The organism is Acinetobacter sp. CAU_H_56, from assembly GCF_058599425.1.
In genome coordinates this window covers 884,539-901,592 of the sequence record NZ_CM178654.1, presented here as the reverse complement: position 1 = coordinate 901,592, position 17,054 = coordinate 884,539, and the positions used below count along the sequence as shown (strand labels likewise).

16 protein-coding genes are annotated in these 17,054 nt (G+C 41.0%); 4 read left to right on the top strand and 12 right to left on the bottom strand.

Going from position 1 to position 17,054, the window contains the following annotated elements:
- Positions 1 to 120 precede the first annotated feature (120 nt).
- Entirely contained in the window at positions 121 to 1,083 is a 963-nt protein-coding gene (locus tag AC4MCC_RS04440; protein ID WP_005095842.1) for an IS30 family transposase, read from the top strand.
- 138 nt (positions 1,084 to 1,221) lie between these two features.
- Here the strand turns inward: AC4MCC_RS04440 and AC4MCC_RS04435 are convergent, their stop codons facing one another.
- On the bottom strand, positions 1,222 to 1,347 hold the full coding sequence (locus AC4MCC_RS04435; protein WP_419375306.1) for a hypothetical protein: 126 nt from the start codon (positions 1,345 to 1,347) through the stop codon (positions 1,222 to 1,224).
- Between the two features lie 108 nt (positions 1,348 to 1,455).
- Between AC4MCC_RS04435 and AC4MCC_RS04430 the strand changes: the two genes are divergently transcribed.
- Positions 1,456 to 1,665, top strand: a complete 210-nt coding sequence (locus AC4MCC_RS04430) for a GNAT family N-acetyltransferase (RefSeq protein WP_491876841.1) — start codon at positions 1,456 to 1,458, stop codon at positions 1,663 to 1,665.
- A gap of 39 nt (positions 1,666 to 1,704) precedes the next feature.
- Here AC4MCC_RS04430 and epmA read toward each other — a convergent pair whose 3' ends face one another.
- The 3 genes from epmA to AC4MCC_RS04415 all read right to left on the bottom strand — a co-directional run bounded on the left by epmA (position 1,705) and on the right by AC4MCC_RS04415 (position 5,184).
- Positions 1,705 to 2,685 carry an EF-P lysine aminoacylase EpmA gene (epmA, locus tag AC4MCC_RS04425; RefSeq protein ID WP_419375305.1) on the bottom strand — a complete coding sequence of 327 codons (981 nt, stop codon included), beginning with the start codon at positions 2,683 to 2,685 and terminating at the stop codon, positions 1,705 to 1,707.
- Positions 2,682 to 3,749: a 4-phosphoerythronate dehydrogenase gene (locus AC4MCC_RS04420; protein ID WP_419375304.1), complete on the bottom strand. Its 1,068-nt coding sequence runs from the start codon at positions 3,747 to 3,749 to the stop codon at positions 2,682 to 2,684. The genes epmA and AC4MCC_RS04420 overlap by 4 nt, the downstream gene beginning before the upstream one ends.
- Before the next feature lie 211 nt (positions 3,750 to 3,960).
- Positions 3,961 to 5,184 carry an acyl-CoA dehydrogenase gene (locus AC4MCC_RS04415; protein WP_419375303.1) on the bottom strand — a complete coding sequence of 408 codons (1,224 nt, stop codon included), beginning with the start codon at positions 5,182 to 5,184 and terminating at the stop codon, positions 3,961 to 3,963.
- 261 nt (positions 5,185 to 5,445) lie between these two features.
- Between AC4MCC_RS04415 and AC4MCC_RS04410 the strand changes: the two genes are divergently transcribed.
- Both AC4MCC_RS04410 and AC4MCC_RS04405 read left to right on the top strand, forming a co-directional pair.
- Entirely contained in the window at positions 5,446 to 6,399 is a 954-nt protein-coding gene (locus AC4MCC_RS04410) for a LysR substrate-binding domain-containing protein (RefSeq protein ID WP_419375302.1), read from the top strand.
- 604 nt (positions 6,400 to 7,003) lie between these two features.
- Positions 7,004 to 7,255, top strand: coding sequence for a hypothetical protein (locus AC4MCC_RS04405; RefSeq protein ID WP_144725255.1), 252 nt, complete (start codon positions 7,004 to 7,006; stop codon positions 7,253 to 7,255).
- A 59-nt stretch (positions 7,256 to 7,314) separates the two neighbouring features.
- On the opposite strand, the gene AC4MCC_RS04400 is transcribed toward AC4MCC_RS04405, so the two are convergent.
- The 8 genes from AC4MCC_RS04400 to AC4MCC_RS04365 all read right to left on the bottom strand — a co-directional run bounded on the left by AC4MCC_RS04400 (position 7,315) and on the right by AC4MCC_RS04365 (position 17,033).
- Positions 7,315 to 9,723, bottom strand: coding sequence for a hypothetical protein (locus AC4MCC_RS04400; protein ID WP_491885725.1), 2,409 nt, complete (start codon positions 9,721 to 9,723; stop codon positions 7,315 to 7,317).
- Positions 9,720 to 10,229, bottom strand: a complete 510-nt coding sequence (gene mobC, locus AC4MCC_RS04395) for a plasmid mobilization relaxosome protein MobC (RefSeq protein WP_144725259.1) — start codon at positions 10,227 to 10,229, stop codon at positions 9,720 to 9,722. The genes AC4MCC_RS04400 and mobC overlap by 4 nt, the downstream gene beginning before the upstream one ends.
- A 643-nt stretch (positions 10,230 to 10,872) precedes the next feature.
- Positions 10,873 to 11,790, bottom strand: a complete 918-nt coding sequence (locus tag AC4MCC_RS04390; protein ID WP_253150973.1) for a LysR family transcriptional regulator — start codon at positions 11,788 to 11,790, stop codon at positions 10,873 to 10,875.
- A gap of 83 nt (positions 11,791 to 11,873) precedes the next feature.
- Positions 11,874 to 12,674, bottom strand: coding sequence for a sulfite exporter TauE/SafE family protein (locus tag AC4MCC_RS04385; protein WP_491885724.1), 801 nt, complete (start codon positions 12,672 to 12,674; stop codon positions 11,874 to 11,876).
- A 43-nt stretch (positions 12,675 to 12,717) separates the two neighbouring features.
- Complete coding sequence (locus AC4MCC_RS04380; protein WP_005267227.1) at positions 12,718 to 13,212, bottom strand: flavin reductase; 495 nt, start codon at positions 13,210 to 13,212, stop codon at positions 12,718 to 12,720.
- 96 nt (positions 13,213 to 13,308) lie between these two features.
- Positions 13,309 to 14,337 (bottom strand): methionine synthase, encoded by a 1,029-nt coding sequence (locus AC4MCC_RS04375; protein WP_491885723.1) that lies wholly within the window; start codon positions 14,335 to 14,337, stop codon positions 13,309 to 13,311.
- Between the two features lie 42 nt (positions 14,338 to 14,379).
- Positions 14,380 to 15,378 carry a putative oxygenase MesX gene (locus AC4MCC_RS04370; RefSeq protein ID WP_067728746.1) on the bottom strand — a complete coding sequence of 333 codons (999 nt, stop codon included), beginning with the start codon at positions 15,376 to 15,378 and terminating at the stop codon, positions 14,380 to 14,382.
- 353 nt (positions 15,379 to 15,731) lie between these two features.
- Positions 15,732 to 17,033, bottom strand: a complete 1,302-nt coding sequence (locus tag AC4MCC_RS04365) for an MFS transporter (RefSeq protein WP_067728744.1) — start codon at positions 17,031 to 17,033, stop codon at positions 15,732 to 15,734.
- Positions 17,034 to 17,054: the final 21 nt, after the last annotated feature.

Genomic DNA, 17,054 nt, shown 5'->3' with positions numbered 1-17,054 from the left:
GGGAGCCTTTTTAATACGCAGATTCAAATCTCAAGTGCGACACATTTGTAGTTAGTTGAAAAAGTTAGGTGTATTCGTAGAATCATTGGACTTTTTCAACTCGCAATTGGAAAGCACACAATGAAGAAATACACCCAACTTTCTCAAGATGAAAGATACGAAATTTATGCTACTTTGAAAAGTAAAAGTTCAATCGCTAGCCTTGCTCGGGAGTTAGGGCGTTCACGATCAACCATCTACCGTGAATTAAAAAGAAATACTGGGCAACGTGGATATAGAGCTCAACAGGCAGCGAAATTTGCAAGTCAAAGACGGTACCGTCCTTCATCACCCATGACAGCATTTGCCTTCGCTTATATTGATTACTTGATTGGCTTGGACTGGTCACCAGAACAAATTTTAGGCGCTTTAACACAACGCGGTTGGCTGGATGTACCTTCACATGAGTGGATTTACCAGTACATTTATGAAGATAAATCAAAAGGCGGTAAACTCCACCTACATTTAAGGCATCAGAAGAAATATCGAAAACGAGGTTACAAAAACACGGATCGTAGGGGGCAAATCATTGATAAAACAAGTATTCATTGCCGAGACCAGGTCATTGATCAACGACAACGTTTAGGAGATTTCGAAGGTGACACTGTAATTGGTAAACATCATAAAGGTGCTTTATTAACTCTCGTTGATCGAAAGAGCCTGTACGTACATATTGTTCATTTAGGGCCAACGAGAGCATCCTCTCAAACGATTACTTGTGCATTAGATCGTTTACGGATGAGCCATGCTTATAGTGTTACTTTTGATAATGGTAAGGAATTTGCCGAACACAAAAGAATCACTGATGCCGGCATAGATACGTATTTTGCTGATCCTTACAAGTCTATTCAACGAGCAAGGAATGAAAATACGAATGGTTTAATCCGGCAATATCTGCCAAAATCATCATCGTTTGATGACGTGTCAAACGAACAAATAGAGCAGATAGAATTTGCACTCAACCATCGTCCTAGAAAAACACTAGGTTGGTATACGCCTAGTGAAGTTATGGCTGGTTTTTATACTGTTGCACTTGCCGCTTGAATCCGCCATATCTCAAATCTCACTCATCTCGATTTTCTATATAAATAGCAATAATTCTTTGAAGCTATCATGTAATTTCAACACTTAAGCAAATTAAATATTAATTATGATTGATATTATTTTTAGCTAAGACCATGTCTAATGACTTATCTCATCCGTCCACTGGATCTTGAAAAAGACCTGCATGACGTTCATCAACTCACGATTCAGCTTGGCTAACCATCTACGCTGGAAAATATCAAACAGCGTTGGGAGCATCTCCATCAAGACAGTCATTATCAAACACTGGTTATAGAACAGGATTTACATGTGATCGGCTATGCAGGTTTTATTCAGGAATAGACCTGGGAATTTGACGGTGGATATTTAAGGATTCAGGCTTTTGTAATTGATCAGGCCCATCGTGGAAAAGGCGTTGGCAAGCAACTGATGGCTGCTATTGAACAGATTGCAAAAGAACAAGGCTTCAAGATGATTCAGCTCAACAGCGGAAATCGCGAAGAACGCTACCCTGCACATGCCTTTTATCAAGGACTAGGATTTGACACTTACAGTATTGGATTTCGTAAGCATCTGGAATGATCAGCCAGTCATAACCAGCTGATCAATCGTAGATTTAATTTATGAAATTTCAGCAGGGAAAGTAATCACTTTTTCTAATTTCATCTGATTGGTTGCAATCATCAACAAGCGATCAAGACCTAGGGCAATACCTGAACATTCCGGCATTTGTGGCAATGCCGCCAGCAAATACTCATCAATCGGCATGACATGCAAGCCGAGCGCTGTCCGTTCCGCATTATCTGCTTCAAAGCGGGAACGCAAAACTTCAGCATCCATCAGCTCATCATACGCGTTGGCCAGTTCCAGTCCTTCGATATACAGTTCGAAACGTGCCGCAACCAGCTCCCCATCTTCATCGATTCTAGTTTTAGCCAACGATGCCAGTTCCGGTGGAAAATCTGTCAAAAATACAGCCGTATCGAAACCCAGGCTTGGCTCAACCATATGCGAGAACAAAAGGTCGATATACCCTAAACGGTCATCACCCAAGTCCAAATTGAGACCTACCCGGCGACAGCAATCTTTGAGTTGCTGCAAAGTGGCCTGTAAAGGATTGAGATCCAGGCGATCCATAAAGGCATGCTTATAGCTGAGTACAGTGGGACGGATTTCCCCAAAACGAGCCTTAAGTGTCACATTTAATAAATCTGTCACTTCAAACATCAGATCTTTCAGACTAAAGCCCGGTCGATACCATTCCAGCATGCTGAATTCACTGTTGTGCTTACGGCCGTGTTCATCATCCCGAAACACTTTACAGACCTGGTAAATCGGCCCACTACCACTAGCCAATAAACGTTTCATGGCAAATTCGGGTGAGGTCTGTAGATAATGTGTGCCGAGCTTGCCCATGACATGACGCTGGGCCTGAATCGAAGCCAGATGCACATCGGTCACACCAGCCTGAGATAAAATCGGGGTTTCCACTTCCAGCACTTCACGTTCAGCAAAAAACTGACGGAGCTGGGTATACATATTGGCACGCGCTTTAATAGCTTTTAAGTCACAGGTCGGTTGATAAGATACTGTTTGACTCATGCCTTTGGCCCTCCATGAGCGGCCCATTCACGGCGTAAAGGATAAGTCTTGCGTAAATGATCAAATGCTTTCTGATCGACTTTGCCATCTTTTAAACAAGCACGCAGATTGGCATCATCACGGGCGATATCATAGATCTGGGTTAAATGCTGTTGTAGCGCCAGTTTTAAATCCTGATTCTGGAAAAGCTGTTCACAGACAGGCAACTGGCTTTCAAACTGCTTATTAATCTCAAAGCCAAAAGTCTGGCAAAATGCCTCGTAAATCATTTGAGTACCGCGTGCCTTACCTTCCAGACTATAACCTGCAATATGCGGCGTCACCAAAGTAATCAGATTCAGCAGCTGTTCAGAAATTTCCGGTTCATGCTCAAAGACATCCAGTACAACCTGACGTTGAGTTGCCTGAATATCGGTAATTAGTGCCGCTTCTTCAATAACTGGCCCACGCGCTGAATTAATTAAAATGGCTTCTGGCTTCATTTGTCCAAGAGCATTAGCATTAATTAAATGATAAGTCGGATGCTGACCTGTTTTGGTTAAAGGTACATGAATGGAAATAGCATCTGCGGTTTTTAGCAGTTGTTCAAATTCAACCTGATGAACCTGATCGCGCTGTACAAAGGGATCGTAGGCAATCACATTCCAGCCCAGCAATTTGGCCATTGTTGCTAAACGCGAACCGACATTTCCTAGACCAACAATGCCCAAGGTGAATTCTTTATTTGCATTGATCAATTGGGGTTGTAAATATAATAGAGCCGTAATCACATATTCAGCTACCGCCTGTGCATTACAACCGGGTGCATTGCTCCAGCGGATGTTCTGTTGTTCTAGTGCAGCAATGTCCAGATGATCTGTACCAATGGTGGCACTGCCGACGAATTTAATCTGACTATCCTGTACGAGTGCTGCATTGACTTTGGTCACGGAACGGACCAATAAAGCCTCTGTATCTTTTACATCTTCTGCAGTGAGAGTTCTTCCTGCACGATGCTGAATATCGCCAAATTCTGCAAAGAAATAATCGGTAAATGCCAGATTTTCATCTGCGACAATTTTCATAATCTGTTCCAATGACTGAATCTGTCTATCATACCGCGTCAACCGAAATGTGACTATTTTCACTCAAGTTTTAGATGAATTCTTGCAAACATAGAGATATAAAAAATGCCAAAGTCAAACATCACTTCGGCAAAGGAATGTAATTGGAGTAAGAAAATGATGCAGGGTTAGGCGATTGAAAGCCATACCCTGCACGAAAAATTTTCTTCTTTTAATTGGAGAATGCAGCAATACCTGTTTGCGCACGACCTAGAATCAAGGCGTGTACATCGTGTGTACCTTCGTAAGTATTGACCACTTCCAGGTTCACCAAATGACGCGCCACACCAAATTCATCAGAGATCCCGTTACCACCCATCATGTCACGCGCTAAACGGGCAATGTCTAAAGCTTTACCACAGTTATTACGTTTGATCAGTGAAGTGCCTTCAACTGATGCAATGCCTTCATCTTTCATACGACCAAAACGTAAAGCCACTTGCAGACCCAACGCAATTTCAGTTTGCATGTCTGCCAGTTTTTTCTGAACCAGCTGATTCGCAGCCAATGGACGACCAAACTGTTTACGATCCATGGTGTATTGATGCGCTGTATGCCAACAGAATTCAGCTGCACCCATCGCACCCCAGGCAATACCATAACGCGCACTGTTCAGACAGGTAAATGGACCTTTTAGACCACGAATTTCCGGGAACGCATTTTCTTCTGGTACAAATACATTATCCATCACGATTTCACCGGTGATCGAAGCACGTAAGCCAACCTTACCGTGAATCGCTGGTGCAGAAAGCCCTTCCCAGCCTTTTTCTAAAATAAAGCCGCGAATATCACCAACATTGCCTTCAGGAGACACTTCTTTTGCCCAAACCACAAAGACATCCGCAATCGGACTGTTGGTAATCCACATTTTCGCGCCAGTCAGACGGTAACCCCCATCGACTTTTTTGGCACGTGTAATCATGCTGCCCGGATCAGAACCGTGATCCGGTTCAGTCAGACCGAAACAACCGATATATTCACCGGTCGCCAGTTTTGGCAAATATTTCTGCTTTTGTTCTTCAGACCCAAATTCATTGATGGGTACCATCACTAGCGAGCTTTGTACGCTGGCCATTGAACGGTAACCGGAATCCACACGTTCCACTTCACGAGCAATCAGACCATAGCTGACATAATTTAAGCCGGCACCGCCGTATTGCTCAGGAATGGTTGGACCCAGCAGACCGAGTTCACCCATTTCACGGAAAATAGTGGGATCAGTTTTTTCATGACGGAACTGTTCTAATACACGCGGCATCAGCTTATCCTGACAGTACGCATGCGCGCTGTCACGGATCATGCGTTCTTCTTCAGTCAGTTGTTGCTCCAGTAAGAACGGATCCTGCCAGTTAAAATAGACCTTGCTGGTTTTTTTCGTATCGACCATTTGATTCATAGTATTCCCTGCCAATCCTTCATCTATCTATTAGATGATGTTGTTTTATCCTTCAGATTGACTCTAAGCATGAATCGTGACTTGTTCAAACAATAAATTTGCATGCAACTATGCAATTTACGCATATCTTATATAAGTCGCTATTTCTAGAAATTATTTTCTTAGCCAATTTGCCTATTTTTTATACCAAAGTCGTATAGTAGTATAAGAGTGATATACCATTTATTGATATCTGACCATTTTAAGTTCAAGGATGAACAGGTGCGTAGAAAAATACCTTCCCTGCAAGCACTGATCTGTTTCGAATCTGCTGCACGTCATGCCAGTTATACTTATGCAGCGCAGGAACTGTTTTTAACTCAAAGTGCAGTTTCACGCCAGATCCAGCAACTGGAGGAGTATTTAGGTACAGCTTTATTTACTCGTACGCGGCATGGTGTAGAACTCAATCATGCTGGACAGCAATATTTACAAAGTATCACTCCGCATCTCAAAGGACTGGAACAGGCAACACTAGATGTCATTACGCATCAAGGCCGCGGCGGCACTTTAAAACTGGGCGTAGTGCCTACGTTTGCGACTCGCTGGCTATTACCTAAACTCCAGAGCTTTAATCGACTGTATCCTGAAATTACGGTACATCTGGAAACCAGCACCCGCCCTTTTCTATTTCAGGAACAGATTTTCGATGCTGCCATTTATGCAGGAACACCTCAACAGGTCGAACAATGGCCTGGTACGCATAGCCATTTTCTAATGCATGAAGATGTAGTTGCTGTCTGTGCGCCTGATCTGATTCAACAGTATTTTCCCGATGCACAGAAGATTAATGATTACAGCTATGACTTAAGTGCTGAACAATTGGTTCAACTTCCTTTATTACAGCAAACCACCCGGCCGAATATCTGGGAAGACTGGTTCAAGTTACATCAGATCCAGCATCCGAATCCTTTGCAGGGGCAACGACATGAACTGTTTTCTATGCTCGCTGTAGTGGCTAGCCATGGCATGGGAATGGCCTTGATTCCACAAATGCTAATTGAAAAAGAATTAAAGCGGCAGGAATTGGTGCTGGTATCCAGCAAGACCTTAGAAAGGAAACGAGGCTATTATCTGGTCCATTCCAGCCAAGAAAGCTCACCGCTGATTGAAAAATTTGTTGCATGGATACAACAGGAAATTCAAGGCAGCCTTCCCTCTGAGTCTGAGCTATAAACCCCAATGAATAGACAATAAAAAACCCCGATCAATGATCGGGGTTTTTCGTATCTGGCGGAAGCGGTGTCAGTCAAATTAAACCACTATCTATATGTTTTATATTATATATCCTAAATAATATTTTTTTCTTACTACAATTCTTACTACAAAAAATTTTGTTACATTTAGCCTGAATTTTAGGACATGACTTATACCGTTTATCGACTTATTAATGATGTTTAACAGCGAAGATAAGATAATTACAGGTTGTAAGACATTGAATTAATTAAATATTAAAAATAGAGGAAAACTTTTATATTGGCATCCCTTACCTAATCTGATGTAAAAGCTTATTGACTCATTTTTTAACCACTGATAGCGTATTTATTACACAGCAAAATCTGTGTTCAGGCGTGGAAACCTGATACGATCTAGGTGCATGAAATGTCGCACTTGCGGCTATTTTTTTGCTTACTGTTTTATGCAGTCTTTATGGCAGCATGACAGGGCAACTTCGTGTTGGCTGATCCTAGATTCAGTATTTCCACCCCTGTCTGTTGCCACCTCAGCTCTGTGGAAATGAGTTGTGGTGGTGTATATCCCAATCTAGGAGTGCATCATTATGCAAAATCAAATTTCAGCAAAGCGCATCGTCACGCAGTTGATTCAAAACGTTGCCAAGAAAATCCCAACTGAGGATCTGCAACGCCTTACAGATCTTTATGTTCTCATTGAACGCTTAGAAGATCGTATTCCACAGAATGATAGCCGTTCTTCCAACACAATTGGCCATACAAATGTAGCCACACAATATCCTGAAATGTGGGCAAAACGTACTAAGCTACGCCCTAAACGGACGACTTTTAAAAATTAATTTAAATTGATGTATTAGAACTAGGAATGTTTTGACCGAGTGTCAAAACATCCCCTCTTTTAGAACTCTAAATCCCGTAAGTTCTTTCTCTTCGGTTCTGGTGTTTTAGGTACGATTTGCATGTCTTGTTTACGCTCAGTTTGCTCATCAGACTTCTTGTGGTTATAAGGTTCTAGATAAGATCTAAGTTCATTCATACAATCTTTCATATCAAGCCTTGAAGCATCATTCGCATTGATCAAAGGTGTATTTTCTTCTTTCAGGTGTGGTCGAGGATGGTTGAGATCAATCATCTGCATGTAATGATCCATGGTGTTTAAAAATCCTAAGATATTCGGATCATCTTTTCTAAATAGATGAATATTTTGAATGAGTTTTTCCGAACACAACCTAAACTCTCGAGCAAATTTTAGTTTTTCCTCTGTTGGATAGCGATTCCCCTTTTTATTTTCATCGATCAAGAAACGGATATGATCTGTGATTTGATCATCCACCCTTTCTGCATAGACCCTCATCATGGTGAAGTCTTGGTCAGGATGTTGTTGCACGATGTTATCGATGAAATGACTCAAGCGGTACTTCGGAAAAATACGTTGTATCGACCAATCTAGCGCTGTTGATATAAATTGATGAGCTTGCTTAAATCGTTGCTCATATTCATGACTTCGCTCAGCACATTGTCTAACTCTTTTTCGATGCTTTTCTCGGGATATTGCAAACTTGACCAGTTGATCGTATGTAGCATCTCTAAACTGCTCGAATAACTGCTGAGCCTTGCCTCGATATACCTCTGCCACTGCATTTGAAACTGTTCTGATTGGAGATAAGTATTCAGTGACTCTTTCAATAACGGCACCAAGATATTGGATAAGTTTGTTTGATCTGGCACGTCGATGTTGCTGGATAAATAATTCTGATACTGTTGGATATGCTGATCCTTGTGCTGTAGCTCGCTGTTCAATTGTTCGATCAATTGTTGCAATTTGTCTTGATAAGCTTGCTGCAATGCGATGGTATTGTTGGCTTCTTTGATCTCGTCCTTCATCTCTTGCAAGTAACTTTTCAAAGCTTGATTTTCTTGTTGTAACAATTGCAGTTGTTGCTGAGTCAGATGTTGTAACTCGGTATGGAATTCGGGCATTTAGATACCTCTTATGTTGGTGTAGATTAAAATGAGACTGTTGCTGAAAGTCAGTATCAGCAAGAGCACTAAAATAAATGTAGGTGTTTTGGCGATGCTCTGCTGAATCTCCTCTATGGTATTGAGATCGGGTTTCATCCTGAGTTGTTGGCTGATCTCTTTGAATCGTGTGTCGCTCGACATCGAGGAATTCAAAACTATTTTTTTGATTTTCTCTATCGCCTCTAAGATCTCCAAATGTGATTGTTGATGACTTTGCATCTGTAAGAGTATTTCCCCCATCTGATTGTTCTGCTGTTCGTTCTCCTCCTCGATATGGATCTTGTAGCATTGTAACTTCTTCAACTGCTGGCTCAACTGCGTATGTGCTTCGTTGATCATTGCCAATTGCTGCTGATATTGGTTCAGGGTCTCGATATGTTCGTTCATTGTACTGCTGGCGTTTTGCTCGTACGTCTTGAATGCGTTGCTCAGCTTCTCGCAATGCTCGAGTCCGTTCTGCAAGCTTTCTTGAATCCTCAATTGATGGAGATCCAAGAGCGTCTCTTCTTCTTTGATCTTCAAGGTAATCTGAGAGGTAAAACTGTTTGTCATAATATGCAGCCTTTAATCTGTCTGTACCTGCCTCGGTACGAAGTGAAATATAGTTTTGTCCGACCCGTGTGATCGTGCCGATTTCAGAGAGTGCTTGCAGAATGGTCGGACGGTCATAGACCACGCCTTGTAACATACGGTGTTCGATAAACTGATTGATCAGCTCAATTCGTGTTGCTTTAGGCTGTTCAATCAAATTGGCTCTTAAAGCAGCCGAATTCTGCTTAAGTTCATGGTGTTGAAGTTGTAAGCTTCTCGCTCGAGCAGGATCATCAGGTCTTGCCCAGTCATATTTATGATTGAAGTAATCTCGCAGTGGATCGAAGTAATGCCGATGCCCAGGCGGGGCGATATTGAGGGATTTCTCAGTACTCAGTTCAAGACGAGGAATCAGGATATGGATATGTCTCGATCGATTCTCTTCTTCGTGCATCACAGCCGTCATGTGGTACTGATGTGGTTTTAAGCCTGCAAAAGCATGTTGTTCAAAGGCATCAAGGACTTCGTTGATTTCATCAAGACCCACTTCATCTTCTGCGGCCCATGCAATCACCACTGAGGTATAGCGATATTTATGTGGTGAGCTTTGTGCAATCGAAGCAAAGGTCATTGGGTCACCTCGAAGTACTTCTACACCTGTACGTGGCAAATTCAGATGATCCTTATCATCCATCACATAAGCAGCAGCACGAAAAGGATCACCTTTACCGTGAGGAAGAAACTTAATAATCATGCCTCTTCCCTTTGTGTAGTCACATAACGTAAAGCTTGTTCTTTACGACGTTCAACCTGATATTCGGAGCGTGTGATAATGGGTAAAGGATCTAGATGCTGATGAAGCTCCTTTTGAATATTTTCTAAGACAGCCAAGCATTGGATATATGAAAAATCCATCTTCTGTTTTTGTTGGCTGAGACAAAGGATATTCAGAGATTTGGCAATCTGATTGATGTTATTTCCAATCCGCCCTAACTCTCTGAGAAACTCAGGATCAAGCTTGCAATAGGATGTGGCTACACGACTGACTTTTGTGGCTACATTCTTCACACGTACGATGCTGTTTTGAGATTCGATCTCTCGCGGGACATAGGGCTGACTGGTTGCATATTCATGTGCAATGAGTGCATGGACTAGGTCGGTAAAGCTTATTCCTTTCCACTCGAGCAACTGTTCAAGCTGCTCCGCCTGTAGATCTAGAAATCTTAGTCTTTTGACAATATTTCGATTGCCTTGTTTCATTCTTTCACCTGTTATTATTTTTATTGTGGTGTCAGTAATGTGTTCGTTTAGGTTGTAGCTACAAGGATCTCTTTACAGATAATGCTGTAGCTACAAGCCGTTGAATCATTCTTTGTATGTGGCTACAGACCTCATCGCTTTTCTAAGCATGGCTACAAAACAACATTACTGAGTGCTGAAAGAAACTTTAGCAAATTATTTTTTTTGGGAATCGTAAATGTGGAATTTGAGAGAGAAATAAAAAAATAGGATGATTATTCAGCGACAATATCTATTAAAGCGCTATCTAATAATATTAAATCAATCAACTTTTTTTATCCCCTTGTTTTTAAAATTATCTTTATATCTCAGAAAAACAAAAAGCTCACCGGATAGTGAGCTTTAAAAAAATGGTGGCGGACCAGGGAGTTGAACCCGCTAAAGCTTAACTCTATCAAAATCTATCAAATATAATTGTTTGTATTTTCAATAATTTATATAATTTCATTTGATAGTTTTTGATAGGATTTAAAAAAAGTGTGGCAAAAAATGTGGCAATTATTTTTTACCCAATGTGAACCCCAATTTGATTTAGTGCATTGAATCATAAAACTATTATTGTCTAAATCCCCCTAGGATAATGCAATGATAAAGACTCAGAGAACTAACTGTAGTAAGAGATTCTTTTCTTTGAGAATCGCTCAAGCTGCTTTAAGAAACCATCAAAGTAATCTTTGTCTTTTTCATCCGTTCTAAAACCAGCATATAAGGTACGACGTAAACCTTCAGGTGCAACACAATTAAGACGTCGTGAAGTGACCCAACCTTTTTGCTCATATTCATTCACCACCCAATCAGGCAATGCGGCAATACCACGACCGCTTGCAACCAACTGAATCAACATTTGGGTCAAGTCGGTGGTTCGAATATTTTTCGGCTGAATATTTGCAGGAATAAATAGCTTAGACATGATATCCAAACGATGTTTATCCACTGGATATGTAATAAGCGTTTCTTCAGCCAACTCTTGAACAGTAATGTGTTCTGCACGCACCAATGGATGTGTTGTCGATAAGACAAGTCGAGACTCATACTCAAACACTGGAAAGTATTCAACACCTTTCAAAGCAATCGGATCTGCAGTAATCAATAAATCAAATTCGCCATTTTGCAATAACTCATGTGGATTTGCTTCAAATCCTGATGCAAAATCCAAATCGACATCGGGATATTGAATACGGTATTGATTGAGTAAGGGCATGAGCCAATCGAAACAACTATGGCATTCGGAAGAAAAAGTAATCCGACCAGTTTGCCCATGAATAATACGTGTAATGTCGCTTTGTGTAATTTGAACTTGTGGCAATACTTCATCGGCCAATTTCAATAGACGTAAGCCAACATTAGAGAAACTGATAGGACGTGTACGACGATTGACAACTTCTACACCAAACCATTGATCTAGCTCTCGCAACTGGTGAGATACAGCCGAAGGAGTCAGACATAGGTCACCTGCTGCTGCAACCAATGAACCGTGCTCTCTCAAGGCTGTCAGTGTTTTCAAATGTCGTATTTCTATCATGTAAATCCCAAACAATAACTATAATGTCAGAAAAGCCCACACTGAGTGAGCCTGTTCTTCATATCAAATTAATTGAATATCTCTTAACTCAATCCTTTAAACAGGAAAAAGCATCCAACGATACTCAACAATACCGCAAAACATTTTTTCAGCATTTGCGGTGATAAAGCATGCGCTGTTTTTGCACCCAACTTAGCTGTAAAGAAACTCATCAGGCTAATGCCTAAGAATGCGTAAGTATGTACATAGCCAATACTGTTAGGCACAGCAGCATGTGCTTTCATCCCAAAAATCATAAAGCCTAAAGCACCAGCGAACGCAATGGGTAAACCACAAGCGGCAGATGTTCCCACTGCCTTTTGCATGACGACGCCATAACGGTTGAGAAACGGGACGGTTAAACTGCCACCACCGATCCCAAAAATAGCTGAAGCCACCCCAATCACTGAACCTGCAGCCACCTGCTTACCAGTTGAAGGCAGTGTTCTACTTGAGTCCACGACCTTTTTAGCCCCCATGAACATAGTATATGCCACCCAAATCAAGAATAAACCAACGATGAGTTGAAGATGTATTCCTGAGAGCCATCCTGCAATCGCTGCTCCGGCAAAACAGCCAATCGCCATCGGTGGCGCCAGATTTTTAAATACTGACCACATCACTGCACCATTTCTATGGTGTGCCATCAATGAACTAATTGAAGTGACAACAATGGTGGCTAATGAGGTTCCTAATGCCAAATGCATAATGACATCAGGACTGTAGTCCATCTGAGTAAAAACAATAAAGAGTAATGGGACGATGATCGCTCCACCACCAACACCAAAGAGTCCTGCTGCAAATCCTGCAAGCGCCCCGATGGCAAAAAAAATGATTAATTCCACGATATACTGACTTTTAAAGAATAGAGTATTGAAGCAATGGGCTTTAAGCCGTTTCTAACTGACCCACTTGATGATAAGCGCGGTTAAAGTACACCAAGCTTTCTTCTTGATCGCTGTGTTTTACTGCAAGTACGCGGCATAAAAATATACTATGTGTACCGACTTGTTGAACATTCTCAATCTGACAATCAAAACTGACTAAAGCATCTTCTAAAATTGGTGATCCTGTTTCCAACCTACTCCAATCACCTAGTTTGAAACGATCTTCAGAACTGAACTTGCTTGAAGCAAACGCATTTGAAAGCTGTTCATGCTGAGTACTCAGTACATTTACAGCTAAGACTTGATTTTCAATAAACTGAGCATGAGAACGAGAGGATTGATTCATACAGACTAATAATGTTGGCGGAGTATCTGTGACACTACATACCGCAGATGCAGTAAAGCCATGCATCCCTGCTTCGCCTGTGGTTGTAATCACATTTACTGCAGTCGTTAGTAAAGACATTGCATTTCTAAAGTCTGTTGCTTCAATCATCTTTTTTATCTCAAATGTATAATCAAGTGCTTTTGCTTAGAACAGGACAAATGATTCAGTAAGCATTTACCCTGCTAAGCATCAAACTGCGTTTGATTAAGCCTCTAATTCTCTACGAACAATGGCTGCACCTGCACTTAGGGCTTCAAGCTTGCCACGTGCAACTTGGCGAGAAAGTGGCGTCATACCACAGTTGGTTGAAGGATAGAGTTTGTCAGCATCTACAAACTGCAATGCTTTACGCAAAGTATTTGCCACGTCTTCAGCCGTTTCAACCTGATTGGTTGCCACATCAATTGCCCCAACCATGACTTTTTTGCCACGAATCAGTTCAATTAAATCCATCGGTACACGTGAGTTTTGGCACTCTAACGAAATGATATCTACCTTTGACTTTTGTAATTTAGGGAAGGACTCTTCATACTGACGCCATTCATTACCCAATGTTTGTTTCCAATCCGTATTTGCCTTGATGCCGTAGCCATAGCAAATATGGACAGCTGTTTCACATTTGAGTCCTTCAAGCGCACGCTCTAATGTCGCAATACCCCAATCATTTACTTCATCAAAGAACACATTAAATGCAGGCTCATCAAACTGAATAATGTCGACACCTGCCGCTTCGAGCTCTAAAGCTTCTTGATTCAGAATTTTGGCAAATTCCCAAGCCAATTTTTCACGGCTCTTGTAGTGACCGTCAAAAAGTGTATCAATCATGGTCATCGGACCAGGCAACGCCCATTTAATCGGTTGATTGGTTTGGCTACGTAAGAATTTAGCATCGTCTACAAATACAGCTTTTTTACGTGATACTTCACCGACCACTGAAGGTACGCTTGCTTCATAACGGTTACGAATACGCATGGTTTCACGCTTTTCGAAATCCACACCTTCAAGATGTTCAATGAACGTGGTTACGAAGTGCTGACGGGTCTGCTCGCCATCACTGACAATATCAATACCCGCAGTCACTTGCTCATGAAGTGATAATTTTAAAGCATCACGTTTTGCTTCCAATAATTCTTCACCTTCAAGTTTCCATGCTGACCATAATTTTTCAGGTTCAGCGAGCCATGACGGTTTCGGTAAGCTGCCTGCTGTTGATGTTGGTAATAAAATAGCCATGTCTAATCTTCTTTCTTTAAATTCGTCTATCAATGCAATGGATTAAGCCGCTTGGTCTTGCTGAGCATTTTCAATTTTAAAATTCGCAGCCCACTCGTCCAAAATGTCTTTATACGGTTTGATGAAGTTTTCTTCTGTCCACTTACCTTGTTTCACCGCCAATTCACCACGTTCAACACGGTCATAAACAATACGTGTCAGTGAGTAATCGCCATAGCTCAAGCTTGGTTGATATTCCACACCTGCCGGAGAGTTGGTATTGTAAATTTCAGGACGGTAGATTTTTTGGAAGCTTTCCATAGTCGCAATCGCACTGATCAATTCAAAATCAGTGTAGTCACGAAGTAGATCGCCTGCACAGTAGAAAGCTAATGGTGCATTCGCGCCTTGAGGCTTAAAGTAACGAACGCTTAAGCCCATTTTGGCAAAGTAGGCATCAGTACGTGAGTAATCATCATTGGTGTATTCGACACCGAGTACTGGATGCACGTTAGCTGTTTGGTAATAAGTTTTTGTTGTAGAAACACTTAAACAAATAACAGGATTGTTTCTAAATTCTGTTTTAAATACTTCAGAGTTCACTAGATGTAAATATAACTTGCCATGCAAGTCTCCAAAATCTTCAGGCATCTCATTAAACTTACAGCCTAATGCAGGAAGCACAACACTAAAGTCATAATCACGAACATAAGAAGAAAAACTGTTTCCGATCATGCCTTCAATGCGCTGATTGGTTTTATGATCAATGATGGTGCTTTTTAGTGTTTCAATAAATGGGAAGGTTTGACCGTTGCCCTCAATATCAATCTCTGCAGAAATAATATCGATCTCAAGTGAATAGCGATCGCCTTTTGGATTGTCGACTGTAGCCAAACTATTAAAACGATTGTTGATCATCGCAAGTGTACGACGCAGGTTTTCTTGGCGGCTTTCACCACGGGCCAAGTTAGCAAAATTCGTGGTTAAACGTGTATTGTTTGCTGGTTCATAGTTTTCATCGAAACGAATGCGTTTGATTGAACATGCAAATTTCTGACTCATGGAGATTGCCACCTAAAAAATTTTACAAAATCTAAATTTCTGAATGGCTTTATTTAAACGTGAATCATAAAATGAGTAAAACGATATAAATTCAGGATGAGATGAGTAAATCTCATGTTGGTGTTTTTTTAACATGCAATGGATGAGATCGCCTCATCAAATATCCATATTGAAAGATCAAGTGTTGGACACGTATTAAATAGAAATCGAATGCATCTGTATATCGATACAATGATGAACATTTAATGATGAGAAAACGAGTTGGGATAAGGTGTATCTGAGTTGTGGGCTTATTCATTTTAAAATATACGATTGAATAAGCCCGAAATTGAGCATCATGTGCAATAAAACAATCAGCTCATAATGTTTTCATTTTTTGTTTCACGAATACACATGAAAGCACATAGAGAAACACCTGCCGCGATAGATAAATAATATCCCACAGCATGCAAACCATAATTTTGAGCCAATTGAGTTGCAATCAAAGGGGCAAATGATGCGCCTAAAATACTACCAAAATTATAAGACAAGGCTGTTCCTGTATATCGAACTGAAACAGGGAAAATTTCAGACAAAATGGTCCCAAGTGGTCCATAAGTTAAGCCCATAATACTTAAACCAAGGCACAGGAACACCAATACTGATAATACGTTATCAGCAACAAAAAATGTTGAGAAGAACAATCCAAAGATCATGGTCAGAATACAAATGGCAATGGATGTTATTTTTCTACCAAACTTCTCAGCGGATAATGCAGAGATAGGAATACACAGACCAAAACACACTGTTGCAATCAGTTGGATTTTTAAAAAAGTATCTCGACTATACCCTAATGCGGTTGTCCCCCAATTCAATGCAAATATCGTCATCAAATAAAATACAACCAAGGTACATACTGTCGCCAACATACCCAATACCACTTTTCCAATATGTTTGGTGAGCACATCCTTCAAAGGTACTTTAACTGCTGATTGCTTGTTTAAAACATTTTGAAAAGCTGGAGATTCGTGTAGTTTTAATCGAATATATAAGCCAACGAATACTAGCAATGCACTTGCAATAAACGGAATTCGCCAGCCCCATTGCATAAAGGCTTCATCTGATAAAAATGCACCTAATAATAAAAATGAGCTTGCCGCAAGAATAAAACCAATTGGAGAACCGAGCTGTGGGAACATGCCATACCATGCACGTTTACCCTTTGGTGCATTTTCTGTGGCGAATAATACCGCACCACTCCACTCGCCACTCAAACCAAGCCCTTGCCCTAAACGACACAATGCTAACAAGATGGGTGCAGCCACACCAATTTGTGCATGGGTCGGTAATAGTCCGATGCAAACTGTAGAAATCCCCATTAATAGCAATGCAGAAACGAGTGTGGCTTTACGGCCAATTCGATCACCAAGATGTCCAAAAATAATAGCGCCAATTGGACGTGCGATAAATGCAATTGAAAAAGTGGCTAAAGATTGCAGTAATGCGGCACTACCACTACTTTCAGGGAAAAATAAATGCGGGAAAACCAGTACAGCAGCCGTGGCATAAATATAAAAGTCGAAAAATTCAATTGTTGTACCTACCAGACTCGCAAATAAAACACGTGTTTTAGAATTTGGATTGACCGTGGAGGTGTTGTGTTCTACATATTCCATGAAAGACCATCATCATTCGAT